The sequence below is a fragment of the Agromyces sp. GQ35 genome, from assembly GCF_059758475.1.
The window spans coordinates 599497-623051 of the sequence record NZ_JCAXEO010000002.1; the positions used below are offsets into that span (position 1 = coordinate 599497).

The window sequence follows — 23555 nt, forward strand, 5'->3', positions numbered from 1 at the left end:
CCCCGATGACCGACACCGTGAACGCCGCACCGCCGCACGTCGACGCACCTTCCACCGATGCCGCCGCGCCGGCCCTCGTGACCCGTCCAGGGCGATGGATCGACAACTGGAACCCCGAAGACGACGAGCAATGGCAGACGGCGGGTCGCTCGATCGCCCGACGCAATCTCCGCTGGTCGATCTTCGCCGAGTTCCTCGGCTTCGTCGTCTGGCAGCTCTGGTCGATCGTCGCCGTGACCCTGCCGGCCGCAGGCTTCGACCTCGGCACGAATGAGATCTTCTGGCTGATCTCGATTCCGAGCCTCGTGGGCGCCACCCTTCGAATTCCGTACTCGTTCCTCGTTCCGAAGTTCGGCGGTCGCAACTGGACGATCATCTCCGCCGGCCTGCTGCTCGCCCCGGCGATCCTGCTGGCCGTCGTGGTCGGCAACCCCGACACCCCGTTCGGCGTGCTGCTGCTCATCGCCGCGCTCGCCGGCTTCGGCGGCGGCAACTTCGCGAGCTCGATGTCGAACATCACCTTCTTCTATCCGCAACGCGAGAAGGGCTGGGCACTCGGCCTGAACGCCGCGGGCGGAAACCTCGGGGCAGCCGTCGCGCAGTTCGTCGTGCCGATCGTCATCACGATCGGTGCGGGCGCCACGCTGAACCTTCCGCTCGCCGGCTGGATCTGGGTCCCCTTCATCCTGCTCGCGATGTTCGGCGCCTACCGCTACATGGACAACCTCTCGAGCGCGAAGGCCGACTTCGCGGGCTCGGCGGCTGCACTCCGCGAGCCCCACCTCTGGGTGCTCGCCGTACTCTACATCGGCACCTTCGGCTCGTTCATCGGCTTCGCCAGCGTCTTCCCGAAGCTCATCGCCGACCAGTTCCCCGAGTTCTCCGGCATCGCCGTCGGCGGCACTTCGATCTCGCTCGCGTTCCTCGGGGCGCTCGTCGGTTCGCTCGCCCGCCCGTACGGCGGTCGGCTGTCCGACCGCTTCGGCGGCGCCCGCATCACGATGCTCGCGTTCGCGGCGATGGGCACGATCACCTTCGGCGTGCTGCTCACCCTCCCCCTCGGCAACTTCTGGCTGTTCCTCGGCTTGTTCCTGCTGCTGTTCACTGCAGCGGGCGTCGGCAACGGCTCGACCTACCGCATGGTTCCCGTGGTCTTCGCGGTGCGCGCCGGAACCGGTGCCGGCGACGTGTCGACGCAGCGCAAGGCTGCCGCGGCCCTCGGCCTGATCTCGGCGATCGGCGCGTATGGCGGATTCCTCATCCCCCAGGTGCTGAACCTCTCGTTCCAGACGACCGGTGGCTACGCCGGCGCCTTCCTGGGCTTCATCGCGGGGTACGCCGCGCTGCTGCTCCTCACCTACTTCGTGTACGTGCGCTCCGGCCGCCTGCGCGAACACAAGATCTGAATCGAGACCGGATGCCGAGCCCCGCCGACACGCACTGCCCGTACTGCGCCCTGCAGTGTGCGATGACCCTCACCCCGGTTCCGTCGCCGGATGCCGCGACCGCACCGGTGACCGTGGCCGGGCGCGACTTCCCGACGAACCGCGGCGGGCTCTGCAAGAAGGGCTGGACCTCGGCGGAACTGCTCGCTGCTCCGTCGCGCCTCGGTGCCCCGCTCGTGCGGGGCACCGACGGTGCGCTCCACGAATCGACCTGGACTGAGGCGCTCGATCTCATCGCGGCATCGCTCCGCGGCATCCGGCAACAGCACGGCCCCGATGCGATCGGCGTGTTCGGCGGTGGCGGGCTCACGAACGAAAAGGCGTACCTGCTCGGCAAGTTCGCGCGGCTGGCCGTCGGCACGAGTCGTATCGACTACAACGGCCGCTACTGCATGTCGTCCGCTGCTGCGGCCGGCAACCGCGCATTCGGGCTCGATCGAGGCCTGCCGTTTCCGCTCGAGGACCTCGACGACGCATCTACGATCCTGCTGCTCGGCACCAACGTCGCCGAGACGATGCCGCCGTTCATCGGCCACCTCACCGGTGCCCAGGCCGCCGGCGGACTCGTCGTCGTCGATCCGCGCCGCACGGCGACCGCCCGTCTCACCGAGGAGGGCCGCGGCCTGCACGTCCAGCCGATGCCCGGCACCGACCTCGCGCTGCTGCTCGGTCTCACCCACGTGGTGATCGCCGAGGGCCTCATCGACCTCGACTACGTCGCAGCTCGCACGGTGGGCATCGAGTCGATTCGGCGCAGCGTGGCATCGTGGTGGCCCGAGCGTGTGCAGTCCGTGACCGGGGTCGCAGCCCTCACCGTTCGACGACTGGCACGTCGACTCGCTTCGGGCGGCAACACGTACATTCTCACCGGGCGCGGGGTCGAGCAGCACGTCGACGGCACCGACACCGCGACCGCCGCGATCAACCTGGCGCTGCTCCTCGGCCTGCCCGGACGGGTCGGAAGCGGCTACGGCACCCTGACGGGGCAGGGCAACGGCCAGGGCGGGCGCGAGCACGGCCAGAAGTGCGACCAGCTGCCCGGGTACCGCAAGATCACCGACCCCGAGGCACGCGCGCACGTCGCACGCGTCTGGGGCGTCGACCCCTCGGAGATTCCCGGACCCGGCGTTCCCGCGGTCGAGCTCCTGCAGTCGCTCGGGCGAGAGGGCGGAGTTCGCGCGCTCCTGGTGCACGGCTCGAACCTCGTGGTCTCCTCGCCGAACGTCGCGGCCGTGCGGGAACGCATCGCGGCGCTCGACCTGCTCGTCGTGTGCGACTTCTTCCTCTCCGAGACGGCGGCGCTCGCCGATGTCGTGCTGCCCATCACGCAGTGGGCCGAGGAGGAGGGCACGATGACCTCGCTCGAGGGCCGCGTCATCCGTCGCCGGCGTGCGATCACGCCGCCGGCCGGTGTTCGCGACGAGCTCTGGATCCTCGCCGAACTCGCCCGTCGCCTCGAGTGCCGCGCGACGTTCGACACCGACCCCGAGCGGGTCTTCGAGGAGCTGCGCCTCGCCTCCGAGGGTGGCCTCGCCGACTATTCGGGCATCGACTACGCCCGGCTGGATGCCGGCGAGGCGGCGTACTGGCCGTACCCGCGCGGCAGCGCCGGCACTCCCAGGCTCTTCGCCGAGCGATTCGCGCACCCCGACGGTCTCGCACGACTCGTTGCCGTCTCCGTGCGGGAGGCCGCGCATCCGCGCCCCCTGCCGGGAGAGCTCACCCTCATCACGGGCCGGCTCCTCGAGCACTACCAGAGCGGCGCGCAGACCCGGCGCGTGCCCGAACTCGCAGGCGCCCAACCCGAGGCGCGTGCCGCGATGCATCCGGCCACCGCCGAGCGACTCGGCATCTCCGACGGCGATCTCGTCGAGCTCTCCAATCCTCGCGGCACGGTGCGCTGCCGGGCACGGCTCACGGCCGACATCCGGCCCGACACGGTCTTCCTCCCCTTTCACTACGGCGACGAACAGGCGGCGAATCTCGTGACATCGGATGCTGTGGACCCCATCTCCTCGATGCCGGAGTTCAAGACGAACGTGGTGCGCGTCGAGCGCGCAGGCACCACCACCGCCGGAGCGGCGGCATGAGCGCGATGAAGGTGGTGCTCGTCGGCTACGGCCCCGTCGGCGCCCGCTTCGTCGAGGAACTGCTTCCCGCGGTGCAGCGCGGCACCATCGAGCTCACCGTTGTCGCCGGCGAAGACGTGGAGGCGTACAACCGTGTGCTGGTCGCCGAGTACGCCGTCGGAAACACCGAACTCGAATCGATGCTCGTCGGCGACCGCGACGCCGCAGAAGCCGCCGGTGCGCGCGTGCTCCTCGGCGTCGCGGCGACATCGATCGAGCGCTCAGCGCACCTCGTGCACCTCTCGACCGGTGAGACGATCGCCTACGACCGGCTCGTGCTCGCGACAGGGTCGCGGGCGAACGTGCCCACCCTCGACGGCGTGGAGCGCCACCGCAGGGACCTCTCCTCGCTCGAGAAGTACGCGCGCCAACTCGTAGCCCGCGACGACGAGCTGCCCGTCGGCATCACGGCGCTCCGCGACCTCGCCGACGCCGAGCGCGTGCTCGAGGCAGTGCGGGACCGCAAGCGCATCGTCGTGCTCGGCGCCGGTGTGCTTGGGCTCGAACTCGCGCTCGCGGCCGCCCATGCCGGCGCCCAGGTGTGCGTCGTGCACCACGGCCCGCACCCGATGCCGCGCAACCTCGATCGCGGCGGCGGCCAGGTGCTGCGGGCGGCGCTCCGGCGCTCCGGCGTGACCGTGATCGCGCACAGCCGGGCGGAAGCCGTGGCGTTCCGCACCGACGACGACGGCACGCGACGGTTCGACCTGCTCGTGACCGCCGACGGCAAGCAACTGCGCGGCGACCTGCTCGTGCTCTCGTGCGGCGTGAGCCCCCGCAACGAGCTCGCCACGCTCGCCGGGCTGCGCACCGCGGTCGGTGTCGTCGTCGGTTCGGGCCTCGCGTCCTGGACCGACCCCGACGTCTACGCGATCGGCGACTGCGCGCAGGTCGTCGAGCGCACCGACGAACTCGCCGGCCAACGCGCTCTGCCGGGCGCGCCCTCCGGCCTCGTCGGCCCGGGCTGGCGGCAGGCATCCTGGCTCGCCGGCGCGTTCACCGCGTCGGCTTCCGGCACGATGGGCGACGCCAGCGCAGCAGGCCAAGCGACGGATGCCGCGGCTCCCGCCGAACGCGAGCCGATCGTGATGCTCAAGGCCGAGCACATCGACGTCGTGGCGGTGGGCGAGATCGCCGCCGATCCATGGGATGACGACGCCCTGCATCCCCGCCGACGCGTGTCGCAGTGGGCGGACCCCGAACACCTGCGGTACGTCAAGATGGTCACCGAAGACGGCGTGCTCACGGGGTTCGTGTGCGTCGGCATGCCGCGCACGGCGGCCGAACTGACGCTGCTGTTCGAACGCCGCGGCGAGCTGCCGGCCGATCGATCGATGCTGCTGCGTTTCGACGGACCCGACTACGACCCCAGTAGCGACGCCGATGCCTTCGCCCCGGCCGCCACGGTGTGCTGGTGCAACGGCGTGAACGTCGGCCGCATCGAGGAGTCGGCGGCATGCGGCAACACCACGGTCGAGGGGATCGGTCGCGACACTCGCGCCGGAACAGGATGCGGCGGCTGCAAGGGTCGCATCGCCGAGATCCTCGCTCGCGCGGCCGAGGCCGACGAGACGCCGAGCCTCACTCCCTGAGGCGACTCGCCACGGGAGGGACGCACCACGGGAGACGGAGTATCCGGGCCGTGCGCTGCCCGTCGCCCGCGGCAGAGACGAGCAGGCCGTCCGCATCGGCGAGCCCGCGGAGCATCGCCGAACCGCTCCATCGAGACGGCACCGGTGCCCCGTCGATCCACTCGAACGGGGTCAGCAGGTGCCCGCCACGGTGTTCGGGGAGGCCGTCGACCGGCATCTCGTCGAGCGCGCCGACCGAGCGTGCCGAAGCCCCGTCGAGCCACGGCGCAAAGAAGCTGAGCAGGCAGGCGAACGCTGCCAGTGGATTGCCGGGCAGGCCGAGCACGGGCACACCGGCGCTCGTGCGCGCCAGCAGCACGGGATGTCCGGGACGCATGGCCACTCCGGCGAACTCGACCGAGCCGCCCTCGGCGACGATCGCCTGCCGCAGCAGGTCGCCGCGGCCGCCGGCGGTGCCGCCGGTGGTGATGAACAGCTCTGGTCGACCGGTGGCGAACAGCTCGATGAAGGGGTCGAGGCGGTCGGGGATGCGTCGCGTCGTCGCGATCGCCCCGAATCGGTCGAGCACGGCGGGCAGCGAGGGACCGAAGGCGTCGCGCACCGTGCCGGGTCGCGGCATCCCCGCCGGCACGACCTCGTCGCCGGTCACGACGAGTTCGACGCGCGGCACGGCATGCACTTCGACGGTGTCGTGACCGGCCACCGCGGCGAGCGCCAGGCGCGGCGGCGTCAAGCGAGCACCTGCACGGATCAGGGGCTCTCCGAGGCGCAGCTCTTCTCCGCGGCGGCGGATGTCGCGGCCCTCGTCGATCGGCCGCGCCTGCTCGGAGTGGAGCAGGCCGGGTGCGCCCGGGAGCGACGCACCGTGTTCGGATCGGAGGATGCCGAGCGTACCGGGTGGCACGGCCGCACCGGTCGTGATGGCCCGCGCCATGCCGGCCGGCAGCAGCTGTGCCGGCGGCGCGCCCATGACGACGGCGCCGTCGACGCGCCAGGGGCCCTGGCCGGCCACCGCCCAGCCATCCATCGCGCTGACATCGGCCGTTGGCAGGTCGACGAGGGCGTGCACGGCCGTGGCGAGCCGCCGTCCGTCGGCGCGCGCGATGGGAACGGTCTCTGCGCGGAGAGGGCGCCGTGCGCCGGCCTGCCAGACGACCCGCCTCGCCTCATCCCATGCGAGTCCGCTCACGGCGACCCCTCGCCCAGACGACGTTCGACCTCGGCGGTGACCTCGGCGAGCGGGATGCCCCGGGCTGCCGCATACCCCGCGATGAAGGTCGTCAGCGGTGCAGCTGGACGTGCGACGCCGTGCGCGGCGATGCGGGCCAGGTCGAGTACGGCGACGATGTCAGGGTCGGCGTCGAGTCCGAACGCCTCGGCGAGCTCGCGCGCCCAGCCCTCGAGGTCACGCGACCCGGACACGACGCACCTCGGTCGAGGACAGCTCGATGCCGTGACGCGCGGCGTCGGCGGGGGTGTCGATGTCGGCACACCAGCTGGCGGGCAGCGCGATTCCGCGCACCTCGAGCCGGCCGAGCACCGACCGCATCGATGCACCCCGTCGGCCGGTGGGCGTGCCGGGCGACTCGCGCCGCTCTCGCTCGAGCACCTCGCAGACGGCGGCGGTGAGCGCAGCGGTGCGATAGACGGCGAGCAGCGGCTGGCTTCGGCCGTCGGGGTCGACCCCGACGACGCCGTCCCGCGTGGCACCCGCGCGCGCGAGCAGCGCGGCGACCGCCGGCGCGGCGCCGATGAGGTCGCCGGCGAGCACGACGGTGTACGGCTGCGCATCGTCGGCGAGGCCGGCGAGCCCGGCGGCGATCGCCGCGACCGGACCACCCATCGGCGGGTCTTCGGCCGCGACCCGGACGCGCTGATCGGCGGCGACCCATCGCGGAGCCGCGGCGTGCGAGACGTACGCGACGGCGCGGGCACCGGCCACCGCTCGGACGGCCCGCGCTGCGAGGCTCACGCCGTCGATCGTGAGCTCGGTCTTGTCGATGCCGCCGAGTCGTGACCCTCGCCCGCCGGCGAGCACGATCGCATCGTATTCGACCGTTCGCTGCGGCCGGCTGACCGCGGGCACCGAGGGTGTCATGCGCGCTCCAGACGAGCGCTGCCGGCTTCGGCGTATCGCTCGAGCACGAGCTCGACGAGACCGTCGGGTGCTGACTCGCCGGGAATCAGCAGCGGCTCCGCGATGGCATCGGCGCCCGCAGCGGCGGCCGCGTCGTAGAAGGTTCCCGGGGCCAGCAGGTAGGTGCCGAGCACGACCCGGGCACGCGGGTGCACGTCTCGGATCATCTCGATCGCGTCAGGCAGGCGAGGAATCGCGGCGGCGATGAACCCGACGGTGACCGGTCGGCCGAGGCGCTGGCCGAGGCGGCGGGCGGTCTCGAAGCACTCGCGCACGGCTCGCGGGTCGTTGGAACCCGCTGCGGCGAGCACGACGGCGTCGCCATCGGCGAGCTGCAACCGACCGAGCCGTGCTGCGAGCACCTCGACGATGCGGTCGTCGGGCCCGAGCTCCGCGGCGAGGCGAGTGCTCCCGCCGCGGTCGTCGAGGCCGAGCGAGAGCCGCGTGCGCACGTGGAACCCGGCCGAGAGCACCAGCGGCACGATGACCGCCTCGGCGTCGGCGTCCGATCCGAGTGCCGCCGCGACATCCGAGCGGCTGGCGTCGACGAAGCTGATCGAGACATCGAGTTCGGGGCGTTCCGACGCCACGCCGTCGACGAGCCGGATCACGGCCTCGCGATTCGCGCTGGACGGCGCCCCATGCGTGACCGCGACGAGCCGGAGCGGGTGCGCCTCGATGTGCCCCGACGGGGTTGCGGCGCCGCTGGACCCGACCATGTGCTGACCCGCGCTTTCCGGCGGAACCGGTCTCACCCGCCGCTTCGACGCTAGGGACGGCGTGTTTCGCGCACCGCACCCACGTGTTTCCGGCAGGTGAAGACTGCCTCACGTCGCCGCAGCTTCGTCGACGACCTACTCGTCGAGCAGTTCCGGTCGCACGCGACGGGTGCGCTCGAGCTGCTGTTCACGACGCCACGCGGCGATCGCGCCGTGGTTGCCCGAGAGCAGCACTGGGGGCACGTCGAGTCCGCGCCAGGCGGCCGGCTTGGTGTAGCTCGGGTATTCGAGGAGGCCGTCTTCGTGCGATTCCTCGACGAGGCTCTCGGGATTCCCGACGACGCCGGGTACGAGGCGCCCTGCTGCCTCGATCATCGCCATCACGGCGACCTCGCCGCCGTTCAGCACGTAGTCGCCGAGGCTGATGAGCCGCACGCGCATGCGCGTGGCGTAGTGGTCGACGACGCGCTGGTCGATGCCCTCGTACCGGCCGCAGGCGAAGACGAGATGCGCTTCGGCGGCGAGTTCACGCGCGATCTGCTGCGTGAACGGTTCCCCGGCGGGCGACGGCACGACCAGCAGTGCATCGGATGCACCATCGCCGACGATGCCGTCGATGGCCTCGCCCCACGGCTCGGGCTTCATGACCATGCCTGCGCCGCCACCGTACGGCGTGTCGTCGACCGTGCGATGCCGGTCGTGCGTGGCGTCGCGGAGGTCGTGCGCCGTCACCTCGATGAGTCCCGACTGACGGGCCTTGCCGAGCAGCGACAGGTCGAGCACCGAGAAGAACTCGGGAAAGATCGTGACGATGTCGACGCGCATCGACGGCTACTCGCCGGGTTCGGTCTCGGCGGTCGCCGAGGCATCCGTCACCGGTGCATCGGCCGAATCGCTCGACGGGGCCGATGCGTCGCCGACCGGCGCGGCCTCGACCTCGGTGTCGGGCAGCTCTTCGAAGAGCCCGGGCGGCGGCGTCACGGTGAGCGTGCCGGCTTCGAGATCGACCTCTGGCACGATCGCCGAGACGAACGGCACCATGACCTCTCGCCCTCGCGTCTTCACGATCAGGAGGTCTTGCGCCGGCAGGTGGTCGACGTGCGCGACCTCGCCGACGCGCTCGCCGTCGCGGATCACCGCGAGACCGACGAGCTGGTGGTCGTACCAGGCGTCGTCTTCGGGAGCCTCTTCATCGACGTGCGTGACCCAGAGGATGGCCTTCGCGAGGCCCTCGGCCGCGGTGCGGTCGTCGACGCCCTCGAAGAAGCCGACGGCGTGACCGTTGTACCAGCGGAGCTCGCGAAGGGTGAGGTGCTTGCCGTGCCACGGCGAGGTGTCGGGCACCTGCAGCGAGAACTCGGCACCCGGGACGAACCGCCGGTCGGGGTCATCGGTGTAGAGCTCGACCTTGATGGCGCCTTTCAGGCCGTGCGCCTTCAGGAGTCGACCGACTCTGAGCTGCGTGCCTGCGGTCTCTGCCACGTCAGTCGTCGGTGTCGACGACGTCGACGCGCACGCGGCGACCGTCGGCGAGCGCCGTGACGAGCGTGCGGAGCGCCTTCGCGGTACGGCCGGCGCGGCCGATCACGCGACCGAGGTCCTCGGGGTTCACATGAACCTCGAGGACCTCGCCACGTGCGCTCGACGCGGAGACGACCTTCACCTCGTCAGGGTGATCGACGATCCCCTTGACGAGGTGTTCGAGCGCGGACTGGAGCAAGGCTTTACGCCTCGTCCGTCGCGGTCTCGGCGGGGGCCTCTTCGACCTTCGCCGCGGGCTTCTCGGCCTTGGGCTTCAGCACCGGCTTCTTCTTCTCGTCGACGACGAAGGCGGCCTTGGGCTCGGCGACCTGCACGGTCGACACGGCGTTCTTGTCACCCTTGAACTTGCCCCAGTCGCCCGTGAGCTTGAGGATCGCAGCGACCTGCTCGGTCGGCTGCGCGCCGACGGAGAGCCAGTACTGGGCACGCTCGGAGTCGACCTCGATGAACGAGGGGTTCTGGGTGGGGTGGTACTTGCCGATCTCCTCGATCACACGACCGTCGCGCTTGGTGCGCGAGTCTGCGACGACGATGCGGTAGTACGGCGCACGGATCTTGCCGAGGCGCTTGAGACGAATCTTGACAGCCACAATTCTCCTGAAATGTTATGAGGTGGGCGAACTGACAGCCGTGAGCGTGGGGTGCACACTCGGCGGAAGCTCAATAGGTTCTGCGCGTCGGATAGAGGGTCGGACGGTACGGAACTCGACTGACCATTCTTGCAGATCTCGCGCCGCAACGGTAATCGCACGGTTGTCGGCGGACGTCGACTGCGACATCCGATGACACGGCGCACATGGTCGCGGGCCCCCATCGTGGCATGATGTCTCCACGTCGGCGCCCGCGCCGCGGGAACGGGGGTGAGACCATGACGATCGGATTCGCGAACTCACCGCGGTCGAGTGTGGGCCTCGAATGGGAGATCGCGATCGTCGATCGGGCCACCGGCGAGCTCGCCTCCGTGGGCGATCGGGTCCTCGAGGTGCTCGATGCGGGCAGCGAGGGCGCGACGCATCCCTTCATCACCTCCGAATTGCTGACGAACACGGTCGAGCTCGTGAGCAGTCCGCATGCCCGGGTCGCCGACGCCGTCGCCGACCTCGAACGGCAGCTCGCCGAGGTGCGCACCGTCATCGACGGACTCGGCGAGTACGAACTCGTCTGCGCCGGGTCGCATCCGTTCAGCCAGTGGTACGACCAGCACCTCACCGACAAGCCGAGGTACCACAAGCTCATCGAGCGCACGCGCTGGTGGGGTCGCAACATGATGATCTGGGGCGTGCACGTGCACGTCGGCATCGACGACCGCGACAAGGCGCTGCCGATCCTCGACGGACTCCTCGCCTACCTCCCGCACCTGCAGGCGCTCTCGGCGTCGAGCCCGTTCTGGGCGGGCGTCGACACCGGCTACGCCTCGAACCGCGCGCTCATGTTCCAGCAGCTGCCGACCGCCGGGCTCCCCTATCCGCTCGCCGACTGGCCCGCCTATGAGCGCTACGTCGACGATCTCGTGCGCACCGGCGTCATCGAGGACCACAGCGAGGTGCGCTGGGACATCCGCCCGTCGCCGAAGTGGGGCACGGTCGAGGTGCGCGTCTGCGACGGCCTCTCGACCGCCGCCGAGATCGCGGCGATCGGCGCCCTCGTGCAGTGCCTCGTCGAGTGGATGAGCACGACGCTCGACGAGGGCGGCACGCTCACCGTGCTGCAGCCCTGGTACGTCCGCGAGAACAAGTGGCGGGCGGCGCGCTACGGACTCGAGGCGAAGGTGATCACGGATGTCGCCGGCACCGAGCGCCCCGTCGCCGACCACCTCCGCGAGCTCCTCACGACGCTCGCACCGACGGCGGAGCGGCTCGGGTGCGCGGTCGAGCTGCAGGGCGTGCGCGGCATGCTCGACTCGGGGGCGAGCTACGCACGGCAGTTGCGGGTCGCCGAGGCGGCCGGCGGCGACCTGACGGCGGTCGTCGCCCACCTGGCCCGCGAGCTGCGCGACGGCATCGAGAGCGGCCCGCCCCCGGCATCCGCTCGGCCTGCGGTGCCGCCGAGCGGCGACTAGCTGTACTCGGCCGGGATCCGCCTGGTGCGGATGAGCTCGGCATACCATTTCGCGCTGTCTTTCGGCAGCCGTTCGAACGAGTCGTAGTCGACCCTGACGATGCCGAAGCGCTTGGAGTATCCGTAGCCCCACTCGAAGTTGTCCATGAGCGACCACACCTGGTAGCCGCGCAGGTCGACACCACGCTCGATGGCACGGTGCGCCGCGGTGAAGTGCCGGCGCAGGTAGTCGATGCGCGCGGTGTCGTGCACGGCGGGCCCGTCGGGTTCCTCGACCACCACGTCGGGGAACGCAGCGCCGTTCTCGGTCACCATGAGCGGCAGTTCGGGGTAGCGCTCGCTCAGCGACACGAGCAGGTCTTCGAGACCCGAAGGGTCGATGTTCCAGCCCATATCGGTGTACGGGCCCGGCTGCTCGAGGAACTCCACGTGCTCGGAGCCCGGCCACGGCGTGCCGCCCATGTCCTTGTGGCCGTCGGCGTTGACCCGGGGCGAAATGCCGTCCCACATGTCGACGGTCACGGTCGAGTAGTAGTTCACGCCGAGCAGGTCGAGCGGCTGGGCGATCAGTTCGGTGTCGCCCGGCTCGACGAACGACCAGTCGGTGATCGCCGCGGTGTCGGCGATCACATCGGCCGGGTAGCCGTCACCGAGCAGCGGACCGAGGAACACGCGGTTCGCGAGCCCGTCGATGCGTCGCGCGGCCTCGGCCCCGCCCTCGCCCGACGGACGGATCACGTGCAGGTTCAGCGTGATCGAGTAGCCCGGGTCGTTCGTCGCGACCTCGCGGAGCGCAGCGATCGCGAGCCCGTGGGCGAGGTTCAGGTGGTGCACCGCGGCCAGCGACTTCGCGCCGTCCATGAGCCCCGGCGCGTGCGCGCCGGATCCGTATCCGAGGTACGCGCTGCACCAGGGTTCGTTGAGCGTCGTCCAGACGGACACGCGGTCGCCGAGCCGCTCGCCGACGATGCGGGCGTAGTCGGCGAAGGCGTACGCGGTCGCGCGGTTCGCCCACCCGCCCTCGTCTTCGAGCGCCTGCGGCAGGTCCCAGTGATACAGCGTCGCGATGGGCCGGATGCCGCGGGCGATGAGCCCGTCGACCAGGCGCTCGTAGAACGCGAGACCCGCCGCATTCGCCGGGCCACGGCCGGTCGGCTGGATGCGGGGCCACGCGATCGAGAAGCGGTACGCCTCGAGACCGAGCCGCGCCATCAGGTCGAGGTCCTCGTCGAGGCGGTGGTAGTGATCGCACGCGGTGTCGCCCGTGTCGCCGTTCCACACCTTTCCGGGAGTGTGGCTGAAGGTGTCCCAGATCGACGGGCCGCGGCCGTCTTCGCGCACGGCACCCTCGATCTGGTACGAGGCAGTGGCCGAACCGAAGAGGAAGTCCTCGCCGAACTCGAGGCCGTCGTCGCGGTAGTCGGGGGTGCCGATCGTCATCGTCAGTGCTCCAGTCGTCGTCGCGGCATCCGCTGCCGCCCGCATCAATGTAGCGCGATCACCTGACGCCCGACAGCTCGAGTCGAATCGTTGCGATCGCCGCCGGCGTCGCCCGCCCCCAGCGGGACGCCATAGTCTGGACGAGATCATGGAAACGCAGCGCACCCTCGTGACCACCGCGTTCCGGGCCGAGCTCCAGCCCGATCGCGGCTCGAACGGCGGCTACTCGCTCGTCATCGACGACGTCACGCAGTCGCACGTGAATCCCGATGATCCGCGCGACCTGCAGCTGCCCTACGTGCGCCGCATCGCCGCGGTGCTCGGCTCACTGCCGGGCGAGATACCGGCCGTACTGCACCTCGGTGCCGGCGGACTCACGCTCCCCCGATACCTGCATGCGCTCCACCCCGGCTCTCGACAGCGCGTCGTCGAGCTGCACCCCGAACTGCTCGAGTTCGTCACCACGAACCTCCCGCTGCCGGTCGACGCACGGATCGAGCTCGCGATCGGCGATGCCAGGGCGGAAGTGCGACGTCTCGCCGCAGTCGGCGACGCCGAGTGGGATCTCGTCCTCGTCGACGTCTTCGCCGGCGGTGCAGTGCCACGTCACGTGACCACGAGCGAGTTCTTCACCGAGGTCGTCGCGCTGCTCTCATCGAGCGGCGTGCTGATCGTCAACTGCCTGAACGGCGCAGAGCCCGAAGTGACGGGCGACACGATCGCCGCCGTGCTCGAGCTGTTGCCCCATCTGCTCGTGATCGGCTCCGAGGCGGTGCTCGGCGGCATGACGCCGGGCAACACGATCATCGTGGCGGCGCGGCAACCGCTCGACACGGCCTCGGTCGCGCAGTGGCTTGCCGGAGACCCGCTGTCGCTCGCGACGGGAACGGCGGTCGTCGACGGCCCGGCGCTCGAGTCGCTCGCCGGCGCGGTGCGCCACGATGCGGCGTCAGAGGAGCCGCCCCGCTGACGAACGGCTGGCCGGCAACATGCCCGCCGTGAGCGAGCCCGCCGGCAGCAGGCTCAGCGGAACCGGCTCAGCGGCGAAGCATCCGCTGCAGGGCGGCGAGTTCCTCTTCGCTCGGTGCCGCCTTCGCACCACCGCCGCCGCCCAGCCCGAATCCCGAACCGGCCGGCGCCGCCGACTCGCCGGGCGCGGCACCGGAGCCGATGGCTGCGTTCTCCGCAGCTCGCTTCGCCGGGTTTCCCGAGCGAGATGCGTTGGACTTCTTGCCCTTGCCCTTGCCCGACTGCCGCTTGCCGGTGCCGTGACCACCGCCACCGGGCATCGGCCCCATGCCGGGGATCTGCGGCATGCCGCCGCGCGCGACCGTCTTCATCATCTTCGCGGCCTGTTCGAAGCGCGAGACGAGCTGGTTCACGTCGGTGACCGTCATGCCGGAGCCCTTGGCGATGCGTACACGCCGGGAGCCGTTCAGCAGCTTGGTGTTCTGCCGCTCGGCGGGCGTCATCGACTGGATGATCGCCTCGGTGCGCACGATCTCGCGCTCGTCGAAGTTCTCGAGCTGCTGCTTCATGCCGCCGGCGCCCGGCAGCATGCCGAGCATCTTCTTGATCGAGCCGGCTCCGCGCAGCTGCTGCATCTGCGCGAGGAAGTCGTTGAGGGTGAACTGGTCGGTCGCGAACTTCTCGGCGACCTTCATCGCCTCTTCTTCGTCGAAGGCCGACTGCGCCTGCTCGATGAGCGTGAGGATGTCGCCGAGGTCGAGGATGCGGCTCGCCATGCGGTCGGGGTGGAAGGGCTCGAAGTCGTCGAGCCCCTCACCGGTCGAGGCGAAGATGATGGGGCGCCCGGTGACGGAGGCCACGCTCAGTGCTGCACCGCCACGCGCGTCGCCGTCGAGCTTGGAGAGCACCACGCCCGTGAAGTCGACGCCCTCTTGGAAGGCCTTCGCAGTGGTGACCGCGTCTTGGCCGATCATGGCGTCGATGACGAAGAGCACCTCGTCGGGGTTCGTGGCCTTGCGGATGTTCGACGCCTGCTTCATGAGCTCGGCATCGACGCCGAGCCGGCCGGCGGTGTCGATGATCACGACGTCGTGCTGGGCGCGCTCGGCCTGCTTCACGGCGTCTCGGGCGACCTTCACGGGATCGCCGGTGCCGTTGCCCGGTTCGGGCGCGTAGACCGGCACGCCCGCCTGCGCGCCGACGACCTGCAGCTGGTTCACGGCGTTCGGACGCTGGAGGTCGGCCGCGACGAGGAGCGGCGTGTGTCCGTCTTTCACGAGCCACTTCGCGAGCTTGCCGGCGAGCGTGGTCTTGCCGGCGCCCTGGAGGCCGGCGAGCATGATGACGGTCGGCGGTGTCTTCGAGAACTGCAGGCGTCGCTGCTCGCCACCGAGGATCGCGACGAGTTCGTCGTTGACGATCTGCACGACCTGCTGCGCCGGGTTCAGCGCCTTGTTGACCTCGTCGCCGAGCGCGCGCTCGCGCACGTGCGCGGTGAACTGCTTGACGACGTCGAGCGAGACGTCGGCGTCGAGCAGCGCGCGCCGGATCTCGCGAACGGTGCCGTCGACGTCGGACGCCGAGAGCTTGCCCTTGGTGCGGAGATTCTTGAAGGTCTCGGCGAGGCGGTCAGACAGGTTTCCGAAGGTAGCCATGGTCTGCCAAGTCTAAATGAGGTCGGATGCCGCGTCGGCGCAGCCGCCACCACGTCGGTGCCGTTCGCGGGAGCGCTCAGGCGTCGAAGCGGAGGTCGACCATGTCGCGCCCGATGTCGATGGCTGCGACGAGCCGCGCGTCGACGTCTTCGGGGGCGAGTCCGTATTCGAACTCGGCGAACGTCTCGCCGTCGCCGTCGGCATCGGGCCTGAGGTCGACGCGGACGAGACTCAACGAGCGCAGCGCATCGATGTGCCGATCGCCGGAGTCCCTGGTGATGACCGATGCCGCGACCTCGGCGTCATCGCCGTCGAGCACCGACGCGAGGAACTGCGACACGACGCTGCTGCCCGAGTCGAGCTGGCCGACGAAGACGCCGCGCAGCTCGTCGTCGATGAGCTCGAGCTCGCCGACCATCGTGGCGGCCGCGTCGAGCGAAGCGGTCGAGACCCCGTCGGAGTCGGCGTCGAGGACGACTTCGACGTCTTGGTCACCGTATTCCTTGCGCTCGGCCCAGTAGTCGCCGATGAGGCCGAAGTAGTCGTGTTCGATCGCCATGTGGTGTCTCTCCCTCTCAACCGACGAGCTTCTGCGCGAAGACGTGCGGCGTGAATCCCGTGAGATCGCCGATCGCCTCGCCCTGTCCGATGAGCTTGATCGGCAGGCCGGTCTTCTCCTGCACGGCGAGCACGAAGCCGCCCTTCGCACTGCCGTCGAGCTTCGTCAGGACGAGCCCGGTCACCCCGCCGTGCTCGATGAACGCCTCGGCCTGGGCGAGTCCGTTCTGGCCGGTCGTGGCATCGAGCACGAGAAGCACCTCGCTGATCGGCGCCAGCTTCTCGACGACGCGCTTGATCTTGCCGAGCTCGTCCATGAGCCCGCCCTTCGTGTGCAGGCGCCCTGCGGTGTCGATGATGACGATCTCGGTGCCGTCGCGCTTGGCCTGCTCGACCGTCTGGAATGCCACTGACGCGGGATCCTGGCCCTCGCGCTCGGGGCGCACGATTCCGACGCCCGCGCGTTCGGCCCACGTCGCGAGCTGGTCGACCGCTGCCGCACGGAAGGTGTCGGCCGCACCGACGACGACGCTGCGGTCGTAGCTGCGAAGGAAGCGGGCGAACTTGCCGATCGTGGTCGTCTTGCCGACGCCGTTGACGCCGACGACGAGCACGACCGCCGGCCGCTCGGTGAGCTTCAGCGTGGGGTCGTACTTCGCGAGGCGTTCCTCGACGACCTCGCGGAGCATCCGCTGCACGTCTTTGGGGTCGGTCGTCTTGAAGCGCTCGACCTGCGCCCTGATCTCGGCGACGACGTCTTCGGTGATCGCCGGACCGAAATCGGCGCGGATCAATGCGGACTCGAGGTCGTCCCACGTGTCGTCGTCGATCGTCTTCGCGCTGAAGACCCCGCGAAGGGCCGCGCCGAGCGACCAGGATGCACGTTCTGCCATGCGTCCAGCCTACGGCGCGCGAGTACAACGAATCTGCGCGCGCCTGCAAGGGGTTGCCGCCGAGCCGGCTCGGGGGCACGGTCGAAGCGTTGGAAGGAGCACTGATGACGATCGTGGGATTCCACGCCTCGCACGAACAACTCCCGCCGAGCCGCCTCCTCGAGGCGGTCAAGCGCGCTGAGCAGGCCGGCTTCGATGCCGCGATGTGCAGCGACCACTTCGAGCCCTGGAGCGTTCGACAAGGTCATTCGGGATACGCATGGAGCTGGCTCGCCGCTGCGCTCGAGGCCACGCGGTTCTCGCTCGGTGTCGTCACCGCGCCCGGGCAGCGATACCACCCGGCGATCGCGGCGCAGAAGCTGGCCACCCTCGCCGAGATGTACCCCGGGCGGTTCTGGGCGGCCATCGGCAGCGGTGAGGCCATCAACGAGCACGTGACCGGAGACCCGTGGCCCGGCAAGGAGGAACGTGATGCACGGCTCGCTGCGACCGTCGACGTCATCCGCCGGCTGCTCGATGGCGAAGAGGTCTCGACCGATGGACTGATCCGAGTCGACCGGGCGCGCGTATGGAGCCTTCCGGCAACTCCCCCGCCGTTGTTCGCCGCCGCGGTGAGCACCGAGACGGCCCGAGAGGTCGCGACGTGGGCCGACGGAGTGATCACGATCGATCAGCCCGACGACGCGCTCCGCGAGTTCATCGGCGCCTACCGCGATGCCGGCGGTCGCGGGCCGATCGCCGTGCAGGTGCACCTGAGCTGGGCACCGACGGATGCGGAGGCGCTCGCCATCGCCCACGAGCAGTGGCGCCAGAGCCTCGTGCCGGCGAACGTCGCCTGGGAGCTCGACCGCCCGCAGGACTTCGACGAACGGACCGCCGACGTGACACCGGAACAGGTGTCCGAGACCCTGGTGTGCTCCGCCGACACCGCCCGGCACCTCGACCACCTCACCGGCATCGCCGCGTTGGAAGTCGATCGCATCTACCTCCACCACGTCGGCACCGAACAGGCCGGCTTCATCGACACGTTCGGCGAGCACGTGCTGCCCGCCCTGAAGGAAGTCCGCTCATGAAGATCACCGATCGCAGCGACCTCTGGTGGAAGACCGCGGTCGTGTACTGCCTCGACGTCGAGACGTACATGGACTGGAACGACGACGGCTCGGGCGACTTCGAGGGACTCGCGCACCGGCTCGACCACCTCTCGGAGCTCGGGGTGACGTGCATCTGGCTCATGCCGTTCCAGCCGACGCCCGATCGCGACGACGGGTACGACATCACCGACTTCACGAACGTCGACCCCCGTCTCGGCGAGCTCGGGGACGTGGTCGAGTTCATCCGGACCGCGCGCGACCGCGGCATGCGCGTCATCATCGACTTCGTCATGAACCACACCTCGGACCGGCACCCGTGGTTCAAGTCCGCCAGGCGCAGCCGCACCGCACCCTACCGGGACTACTACGTCTGGAGCGACGAGAAGCCCCCGAACTCCGAGAACCAGGTCTTCCCGGGCGAGGAGGAGAGCATCTGGGAACTCGACGAGCGCACCGGGCAGTACTACCTGCACACCTTCTATCGCCACCAGCCCGACCTCAACATCGCGAACGCGGAGGTGCGCGACCAGATCGCGAAGACCATCGGGTTCTGGCTGCAGCTCGGTGTCTCCGGGTTCAGGGTCGACGCGGTGCCGTTCCTCCTGGAGCCGCCCGAGGGCGTCGACATCGGCGACCCGCACGAGTTCCTCCGCGACATCCGCCGCTTCCTGCAGCGCCGGTCGAGCGATGCCGTGCTCCTCGGCGAGGTCAACCTGCCGTACGAGCAGCAGCTCGACTACTTCGGCCGGGACGGCGCCCCGGCCGAGCTCACCATGCAGTTCGATTTCGAGGCGATGCAGCGCCTGTACCTCTCGCTCGCCCGCGAAGACGCACGACCGCTCGCCGAGACGCTCGCGCGACGGCCCGAGATCGCACCCGAGTCGCAATGGGCGAACTTCGTTCGCAATCACGACGAGTTGACGCTCGACAAGCTGTCGGAATCAGAGCGCCAGGAGGTCTTCGACGCGTTCGCCCCCGAGGAGTGGATGCGCGTCTTCGACCGGGGTATCGTGCGTCGGCTCCCGCCGATGCTCGAGGGTGATCCACGCCGCATCCGCATGGTCTACAGCCTGATGTTCTCCCTTCCCGGCACTCCCGTGCTGTTCTACGGCGAAGAGATCGGCATGGGCGAGAACAAGGAACAGGCGGGTCGGCTCTCGGTGCGCACGCCCATGCAGTGGAACGGGGAGCAGAACGGCGGCTTCTCGCGCGCGCCGGAGCGCAAGCTCGTGGCGACGCCGCCCGCCGACGGCTACTCCCCCGAGCACGTGAACGTCGAGGCGCAGCGACACGACCCCGACTCGCTGCTCAGCGTCATTCGCGGCTTCGCCGCCGTCTACCGCAATTCGCCCGAGATCGGATGGGGGCGCTTCGAACTGCTCGAACACGACCAGGACGCCGTGCTCGCGCATTGCATCACGGCCGATGTGGGTCGATTCGTCGCCACCCACAACTTCGCTCCGCGGCCGACCGTCGTCTCGCTCGAGGTCGGCACGGTCCCACCCGGCTCGGTGCTCTCCGATCTCTTCGCGGCCGAAGTGCTCGAACTCGACGAGCGCGGTCGCACGGACGTGCACCTCGACGCGTACGGCTATCGCTGGTTCCGGGTCGTCGAACCCGACGACCGGCGGCTCACCTGAACGACACGTCACCGGCGGCGGGCGGATGGCGCGGCATCCGTCAGCTCGCCTTCGCCTCGCGCTCCTCGCGCACGCGCTGTCCGACGACCGCCGAGACGCCGTCTTGTCGCATGGAGACGCCGTAGAGGGCGTCGGCGATCTCCATCGTGCGCTTCTGGTGGGTGATGACGATGAGCTGCGAGTCTTCGCGGAGCGACTCGAGCGTCGTCAGCAAACGGCCCAGGTTCGCGTCGTCGAGTGCTGCCTCGACCTCGTCCATGATGTAGAACGGGCTCGGACGGGCTTTGAAGATGGCGATCAGCAGCGCCACGGCGGCGAGTGAGCGCTCACCGCCCGAGAGCAGCGAGAGCCGCTCGATCTTCTTGCCTGCGGGCTTGACGCTCACCTCGATGCCGGTCGTGAGCATGTTGTCGGGGTCGGTGAGCGTGATGCTGCCCGCGCCACCCGGGAACAGCACCGGGAAGACCTCCGCGAACGCCGCCTTCGTGTCTTCGAACGCGCTGCGGAAGATCGACTCCATCTTGCCGTCGATCTCGTCGATGATCGTCAGCAGGTCTTTTCGCGTGTTCGCGAGGTCGGTCAGCTGCTCGGTGAGGAACTGGTGCCGCTGCTCGAGCGCCGCGAACTCCTCGAGCGCGAGCGGGTTGACCCGGCCGAGCTGGGCGATCTTGCGTTCGGCCTGGGCGAGTCGTCGCTGCTGCTCCTCGCGCCGGAAGGGGCGGGGCTCGCCGTCTTCGTCTTCTGCGGGAATCTCCTGCTCGGGGCCGTACTCGTCGACGAGCACGTCTTCGGTGAGTCCGAGCTCGGATTCGGCACGCTCGACGAGCCCGCCGACGTGCAGCTTCTTCTCGTAGATGCGCAGTTCGAGCCCGTGCACGTCTTCGGTCACCGAGTGCAGGCGTTCGCGCACGCCGGCCTCGTCACGTCGCACGGCCTGCAGCTCTTCATTGCGGCTCGCCCGCTCGGCCTCCGCCCGTCCGAGTGCGACTCGGGCCTCGGCGACCGAGGCGTCGACCGACGCGAGCGCAGCGGGCAGCACCTCGGCGACGCGAGTGGCTGCCTCGAGCTGGGCGCGACGGATCACGGCCCGCCGCGCGGCATCCGCTGCGGCCTGACGTTCGGCTTCGAACTGCGCCTCCATCGCACGGATGCGGGCCTCCTCGGCTCGCACTCGCTCCTTCGCGGTCTCGAGCCTGAGCTTCGCCTCGACCTCGGCCTCGCGTGCCGACTCGAGCGCGGCGAGCGCCCCATCACGGGCGCCGGTCTCGAGCACCGGTCGCGGCTCGGCTCTGGCGACCTCGAGCGCGCTCCGCGCCGCCGCGGCGAGCTCCTCGGCTTCCGCGACGCGCCCCTCGGCGTTCGCGGCGGCCTGGCGCAGCCGTTCGGAGTCGGCGTCAGCCGCCTCGGACTGCACACGGGCTCGGTTCAGTCGTTCGGTGCGCTGGGCGAGCTGCGCGTCGAACTCACGCAGCGCCGCGAGTGCTCGCTTCGATTGATCTTTCGACTGCTCGACGATCTGGCGCTGCTCGGTGAGCTCGAACCGCGCCCGCTCGATCTCGGCACGCACCTCTTCGAGGCGGGCGGCGGCACGATCGCGCTCGGCGATGAGTTCGATACGACTCTGCTTTCGCCCCGAACCGCCGCGCAGCACGTAGCGGCCGACCACGGTGCCGTCCTTCGTGATGACGGTGGCCGGCGTCGCGCGTGCGGCGAGCGCGGCCTCGGCTGCGCGCGCGGAGGCGAGGTCATCGGCGATCAGCACCTCGGCGAGGAGGCCGAGCACGCCGGCGGGTGCGGCGACGACGTCGGATGCCGCGGTGAGCCCGTCGACCGCCGAAGCTGCCGCCGGTGCGCTGCCGGCGTCGGCGAGCGCGAGTGCCACCCTGCCGAGTTCGCCTCGTTCTGCGTGTTCGAGGGCGCGGTACGCCGCGGCGCGGTCGTCGACGAGCACCGCGTCGCTCAGCGAGCCGAGCGCGGCAGCGATAGCGGCCTCGTATCCGGGTTCGACCTGCAGCGCCTCGGCGAGCAAGCCGCGCACACCGGCGACACCGGCCGTGACGAGCGCCGAGGAGCCGTCTTTCTGGTCGAGTGCGAGCGAGAGCGCCTGTGTGCGAGCTCCGAGGGCCCCGTGCTCGCGTTCGCGGCCGTGGAGTTGCTCACGGATGCGTTCGATCTCGGCCTCGGCTTCGAAGACCGCCGCCTGGGCCAGCTCGTAGGCCTCGTCGAGGTCGGTCTCGGCGGTCTCTCCGCTGTCGGCATCGGCCTCCGCCGCCGCGAGCGCGGTCGCGGCCGCCGCTCGGCGCTCGGCGGACGCCGCGAGCGCGTTCTCGTGACGCAGCACCTCACCGCGCACCGCGGCCAGCTTGGACGCGGCGGTGTCGGCCTGCCCGGTGAGCTTGGAGAGCTCGAGATCATATGCGGAGACCAGAGCGCTCTGCCGTGCGATGCCCTCGTCGACGGTGTCGAGCTCGGCACGGCGCCGCATCGTGGTCTCGTGCGCATCGTCGAGCACGGTGGCGGCGATGCCGACGCCATCGCGGATGCCGGTGAGTTCCGAGACGGCCTCGTCGATCATCGCGCGGGTCACGCTCGGCGTGGCGTCCGCCTGCTCCGACGCGCTGCCGAGCAGGGCGATGCGCTGACGGGCGAGCGAGTCGAGGGAGCGGAGGCCGCCCTGCGCCTGCTCGAGGGCGAAGGTCGTCGACCGAGCCCGGTCGACCGCGTCGCCGACCTGCGCCTGCTCGAGACGAGTCACCTTTGCCTGGTGCTGTTCCAGCTGGTCTTGCAGCACGAGCCGCTCCGCGTGGCGTTCGTGCTCGCTCTTGCCGTGCTCGTCGAGCGCTCGTCGAAGACCGACGACCTCGTCGGCGAGCAGTCTCGCCTTGGCGTCGCGCACGACGGCGGCGATCGTCGCGGCCTCTCGTGCGACCTCTGCCTGGCGGCCGAGCGGTTTCAGCTGCCGCCGGATCTCGCCGGCGAGATCGGAGAGACGCGTGAGGTTCGCCTGCATCGCGTCGAACTTGCGCAGCGTCTTCTCTTTGCGGCGGCGGTGCTTCAGGATGCCGGCGGCCTCCTCGATGAAGCCGCGCCGGTCCTCGGGGGTGGCCCGCAGTACCTGGTCGAGTTGACCCTGACCCACGATGACGTGCATCTCACGGCCGAGACCGGAGTCGCTGAGCAGCTCTTGCACGTCGAGCAGTCGGCAGTTCTCGCCGTTGATCGCGTATTCGCTCGCTCCGTTGCGGAACAGCGTTCGCGAGATCGTGACCTCGCTGTATTCGATCGGCAGTGCACCGTCGCTGTTGTCGATCGTGAGACTCACCTCGGCGCGACCGAGCGGCCCGCGAGTCGAGGTGCCGGCGAAGATGACGTCTTCCATCTTGCCGCCGCGGAGGGTCTTCGCCCCCTGCTCGCCCATGACCCATGCGAGTGCATCGACGACGTTCGACTTGCCGGACCCGTTGGGACCGACGATGCAGGTGACGCCCGGTTCGAACGCGAACGTCGTCGGCTGTGCGAAGGACTTGAAGCCCTTGAGCGTCAGGCTCTTCAGGTACACGTCCCACCCTCTCCTGGTCGCGAGAACGCTGGGGACTACGGTATCCGAGGTTCGAGCCGGCGCCGTGCACGCGCGCCGACGGGGTTCCGATCCGCGGTTGTCGGCAGCTGACGGCAGCGATAGTC

Annotated in this window: 20 protein-coding genes; 7 read left to right on the forward strand and 13 right to left on the reverse strand. The window is 70.1% G+C overall.

Going from position 1 to position 23555, the window contains the following annotated elements:
• The first annotated feature begins 5 nt into the window (after positions 1 to 5).
• From AC6CH0_RS14805 to AC6CH0_RS14815, 3 genes are read left to right on the forward strand one after another with little or no spacing between them, the layout of a single operon-like run.
• The gene (locus AC6CH0_RS14805; RefSeq protein WP_498102162.1) at positions 6 to 1406 is read left to right on the forward strand and encodes an MFS transporter; all 1401 of its coding nucleotides are present in this window, start codon (positions 6 to 8) and stop codon (positions 1404 to 1406) included.
• Between the two features lie 11 nt (positions 1407 to 1417).
• Complete coding sequence (locus AC6CH0_RS14810; RefSeq protein ID WP_498102164.1) at positions 1418 to 3535, forward strand: molybdopterin oxidoreductase family protein; 2118 nt, start codon at positions 1418 to 1420, stop codon at positions 3533 to 3535.
• The gene (locus AC6CH0_RS14815; RefSeq protein ID WP_498102166.1) at positions 3532 to 5166 is read left to right on the forward strand and encodes an FAD-dependent oxidoreductase; all 1635 of its coding nucleotides are present in this window, start codon (positions 3532 to 3534) and stop codon (positions 5164 to 5166) included. The genes AC6CH0_RS14810 and AC6CH0_RS14815 overlap by 4 nt, the downstream gene beginning before the upstream one ends.
• On the opposite strand, the gene AC6CH0_RS14820 is transcribed toward AC6CH0_RS14815, so the two are convergent.
• The 8 genes from AC6CH0_RS14820 to rpsP all read right to left on the reverse strand — a co-directional run bounded on the left by AC6CH0_RS14820 (position 5156) and on the right by rpsP (position 10154).
• The gene (locus AC6CH0_RS14820) at positions 5156 to 6355 is read right to left on the reverse strand and encodes a molybdopterin molybdotransferase MoeA (protein ID WP_498102168.1); all 1200 of its coding nucleotides are present in this window, start codon (positions 6353 to 6355) and stop codon (positions 5156 to 5158) included. The two genes, AC6CH0_RS14815 and AC6CH0_RS14820, sit on opposite strands and share 11 nt — an antisense overlap.
• On the reverse strand, positions 6352 to 6588 hold the full coding sequence (locus tag AC6CH0_RS14825) for a DUF6457 domain-containing protein (RefSeq protein ID WP_498102170.1): 237 nt from the start codon (positions 6586 to 6588) through the stop codon (positions 6352 to 6354). The genes AC6CH0_RS14820 and AC6CH0_RS14825 overlap by 4 nt, the downstream gene beginning before the upstream one ends.
• Positions 6572 to 7264: a molybdenum cofactor guanylyltransferase gene (gene mobA / locus AC6CH0_RS14830; RefSeq protein ID WP_498102172.1), complete on the reverse strand. Its 693-nt coding sequence runs from the start codon at positions 7262 to 7264 to the stop codon at positions 6572 to 6574. The genes AC6CH0_RS14825 and mobA overlap by 17 nt, the downstream gene beginning before the upstream one ends.
• Entirely contained in the window at positions 7261 to 8022 is a 762-nt protein-coding gene (locus tag AC6CH0_RS14835) for a sirohydrochlorin chelatase (RefSeq protein ID WP_498102174.1), read from the reverse strand. The genes mobA and AC6CH0_RS14835 overlap by 4 nt, the downstream gene beginning before the upstream one ends.
• A gap of 135 nt (positions 8023 to 8157) precedes the next feature.
• Positions 8158 to 8847 (reverse strand): tRNA (guanosine(37)-N1)-methyltransferase TrmD, encoded by a 690-nt coding sequence (gene trmD, locus AC6CH0_RS14840; protein ID WP_498102176.1) that lies wholly within the window; start codon positions 8845 to 8847, stop codon positions 8158 to 8160.
• A gap of 6 nt (positions 8848 to 8853) precedes the next feature.
• On the reverse strand, positions 8854 to 9504 hold the full coding sequence (gene rimM / locus AC6CH0_RS14845; protein WP_498102178.1) for a ribosome maturation factor RimM: 651 nt from the start codon (positions 9502 to 9504) through the stop codon (positions 8854 to 8856).
• A gap of 1 nt (position 9505) precedes the next feature.
• Positions 9506 to 9742: an RNA-binding protein gene (locus tag AC6CH0_RS14850; RefSeq protein WP_022891825.1), complete on the reverse strand. Its 237-nt coding sequence runs from the start codon at positions 9740 to 9742 to the stop codon at positions 9506 to 9508.
• A gap of 4 nt (positions 9743 to 9746) precedes the next feature.
• On the reverse strand, positions 9747 to 10154 hold the full coding sequence (rpsP, locus tag AC6CH0_RS14855) for a 30S ribosomal protein S16 (protein ID WP_498102180.1): 408 nt from the start codon (positions 10152 to 10154) through the stop codon (positions 9747 to 9749).
• 278 nt (positions 10155 to 10432) lie between these two features.
• On the opposite strand from rpsP, the gene AC6CH0_RS14860 reads away from it, so the two are divergent.
• On the forward strand, positions 10433 to 11623 hold the full coding sequence (locus tag AC6CH0_RS14860) for a glutamate--cysteine ligase (RefSeq protein WP_498102182.1): 1191 nt from the start codon (positions 10433 to 10435) through the stop codon (positions 11621 to 11623).
• Here the strand turns inward: AC6CH0_RS14860 and AC6CH0_RS14865 are convergent.
• Entirely contained in the window at positions 11620 to 13062 is a 1443-nt protein-coding gene (locus tag AC6CH0_RS14865) for a GH1 family beta-glucosidase (RefSeq protein WP_498102184.1), read from the reverse strand. The genes AC6CH0_RS14860 and AC6CH0_RS14865 overlap by 4 nt on opposite strands.
• 148 nt (positions 13063 to 13210) lie before the next feature.
• Between AC6CH0_RS14865 and AC6CH0_RS14870 the strand changes: the two genes are divergently transcribed.
• Positions 13211 to 14032 carry a spermidine synthase gene (locus AC6CH0_RS14870; protein WP_498102186.1) on the forward strand — a complete coding sequence of 274 codons (822 nt, stop codon included), beginning with the start codon at positions 13211 to 13213 and terminating at the stop codon, positions 14030 to 14032.
• 67 nt (positions 14033 to 14099) lie between these two features.
• Here the strand turns inward: AC6CH0_RS14870 and ffh are convergent, their stop codons facing one another.
• From ffh to ftsY, 3 genes are all read right to left on the reverse strand, one after another.
• Positions 14100 to 15686 (reverse strand): signal recognition particle protein, encoded by a 1587-nt coding sequence (ffh, locus tag AC6CH0_RS14875; protein WP_498102188.1) that lies wholly within the window; start codon positions 15684 to 15686, stop codon positions 14100 to 14102.
• Positions 15687 to 15762: 76 nt separating this feature from the next.
• Positions 15763 to 16245 carry a DUF2004 domain-containing protein gene (locus AC6CH0_RS14880; protein WP_498102190.1) on the reverse strand — a complete coding sequence of 161 codons (483 nt, stop codon included), beginning with the start codon at positions 16243 to 16245 and terminating at the stop codon, positions 15763 to 15765.
• Positions 16246 to 16261: 16 nt separating this feature from the next.
• A complete protein-coding gene (ftsY, locus tag AC6CH0_RS14885) occupies positions 16262 to 17137 on the reverse strand; it encodes a signal recognition particle-docking protein FtsY (protein ID WP_498102192.1) in 876 nt (291 codons plus the stop codon).
• Between the two features lie 104 nt (positions 17138 to 17241).
• Here ftsY and AC6CH0_RS14890 point away from each other — a divergent pair, with 104 nt between their 5' ends.
• Together AC6CH0_RS14890 and AC6CH0_RS14895 are read left to right on the forward strand one after the other, a co-directional pair.
• Positions 17242 to 18210 (forward strand): TIGR03885 family FMN-dependent LLM class oxidoreductase, encoded by a 969-nt coding sequence (locus tag AC6CH0_RS14890; RefSeq protein WP_498102194.1) that lies wholly within the window; start codon positions 17242 to 17244, stop codon positions 18208 to 18210.
• Positions 18207 to 19871, forward strand: a complete 1665-nt coding sequence (locus AC6CH0_RS14895) for an alpha-amylase family protein (RefSeq protein WP_498102196.1) — start codon at positions 18207 to 18209, stop codon at positions 19869 to 19871. The genes AC6CH0_RS14890 and AC6CH0_RS14895 overlap by 4 nt, the downstream gene beginning before the upstream one ends.
• Positions 19872 to 19911: 40 nt before the next feature.
• On the opposite strand, the gene smc is transcribed toward AC6CH0_RS14895, so the two are convergent.
• Entirely contained in the window at positions 19912 to 23430 is a 3519-nt protein-coding gene (smc, locus tag AC6CH0_RS14900; protein ID WP_498102198.1) for a chromosome segregation protein SMC, read from the reverse strand.
• Positions 23431 to 23555 lie beyond the last annotated feature (125 nt).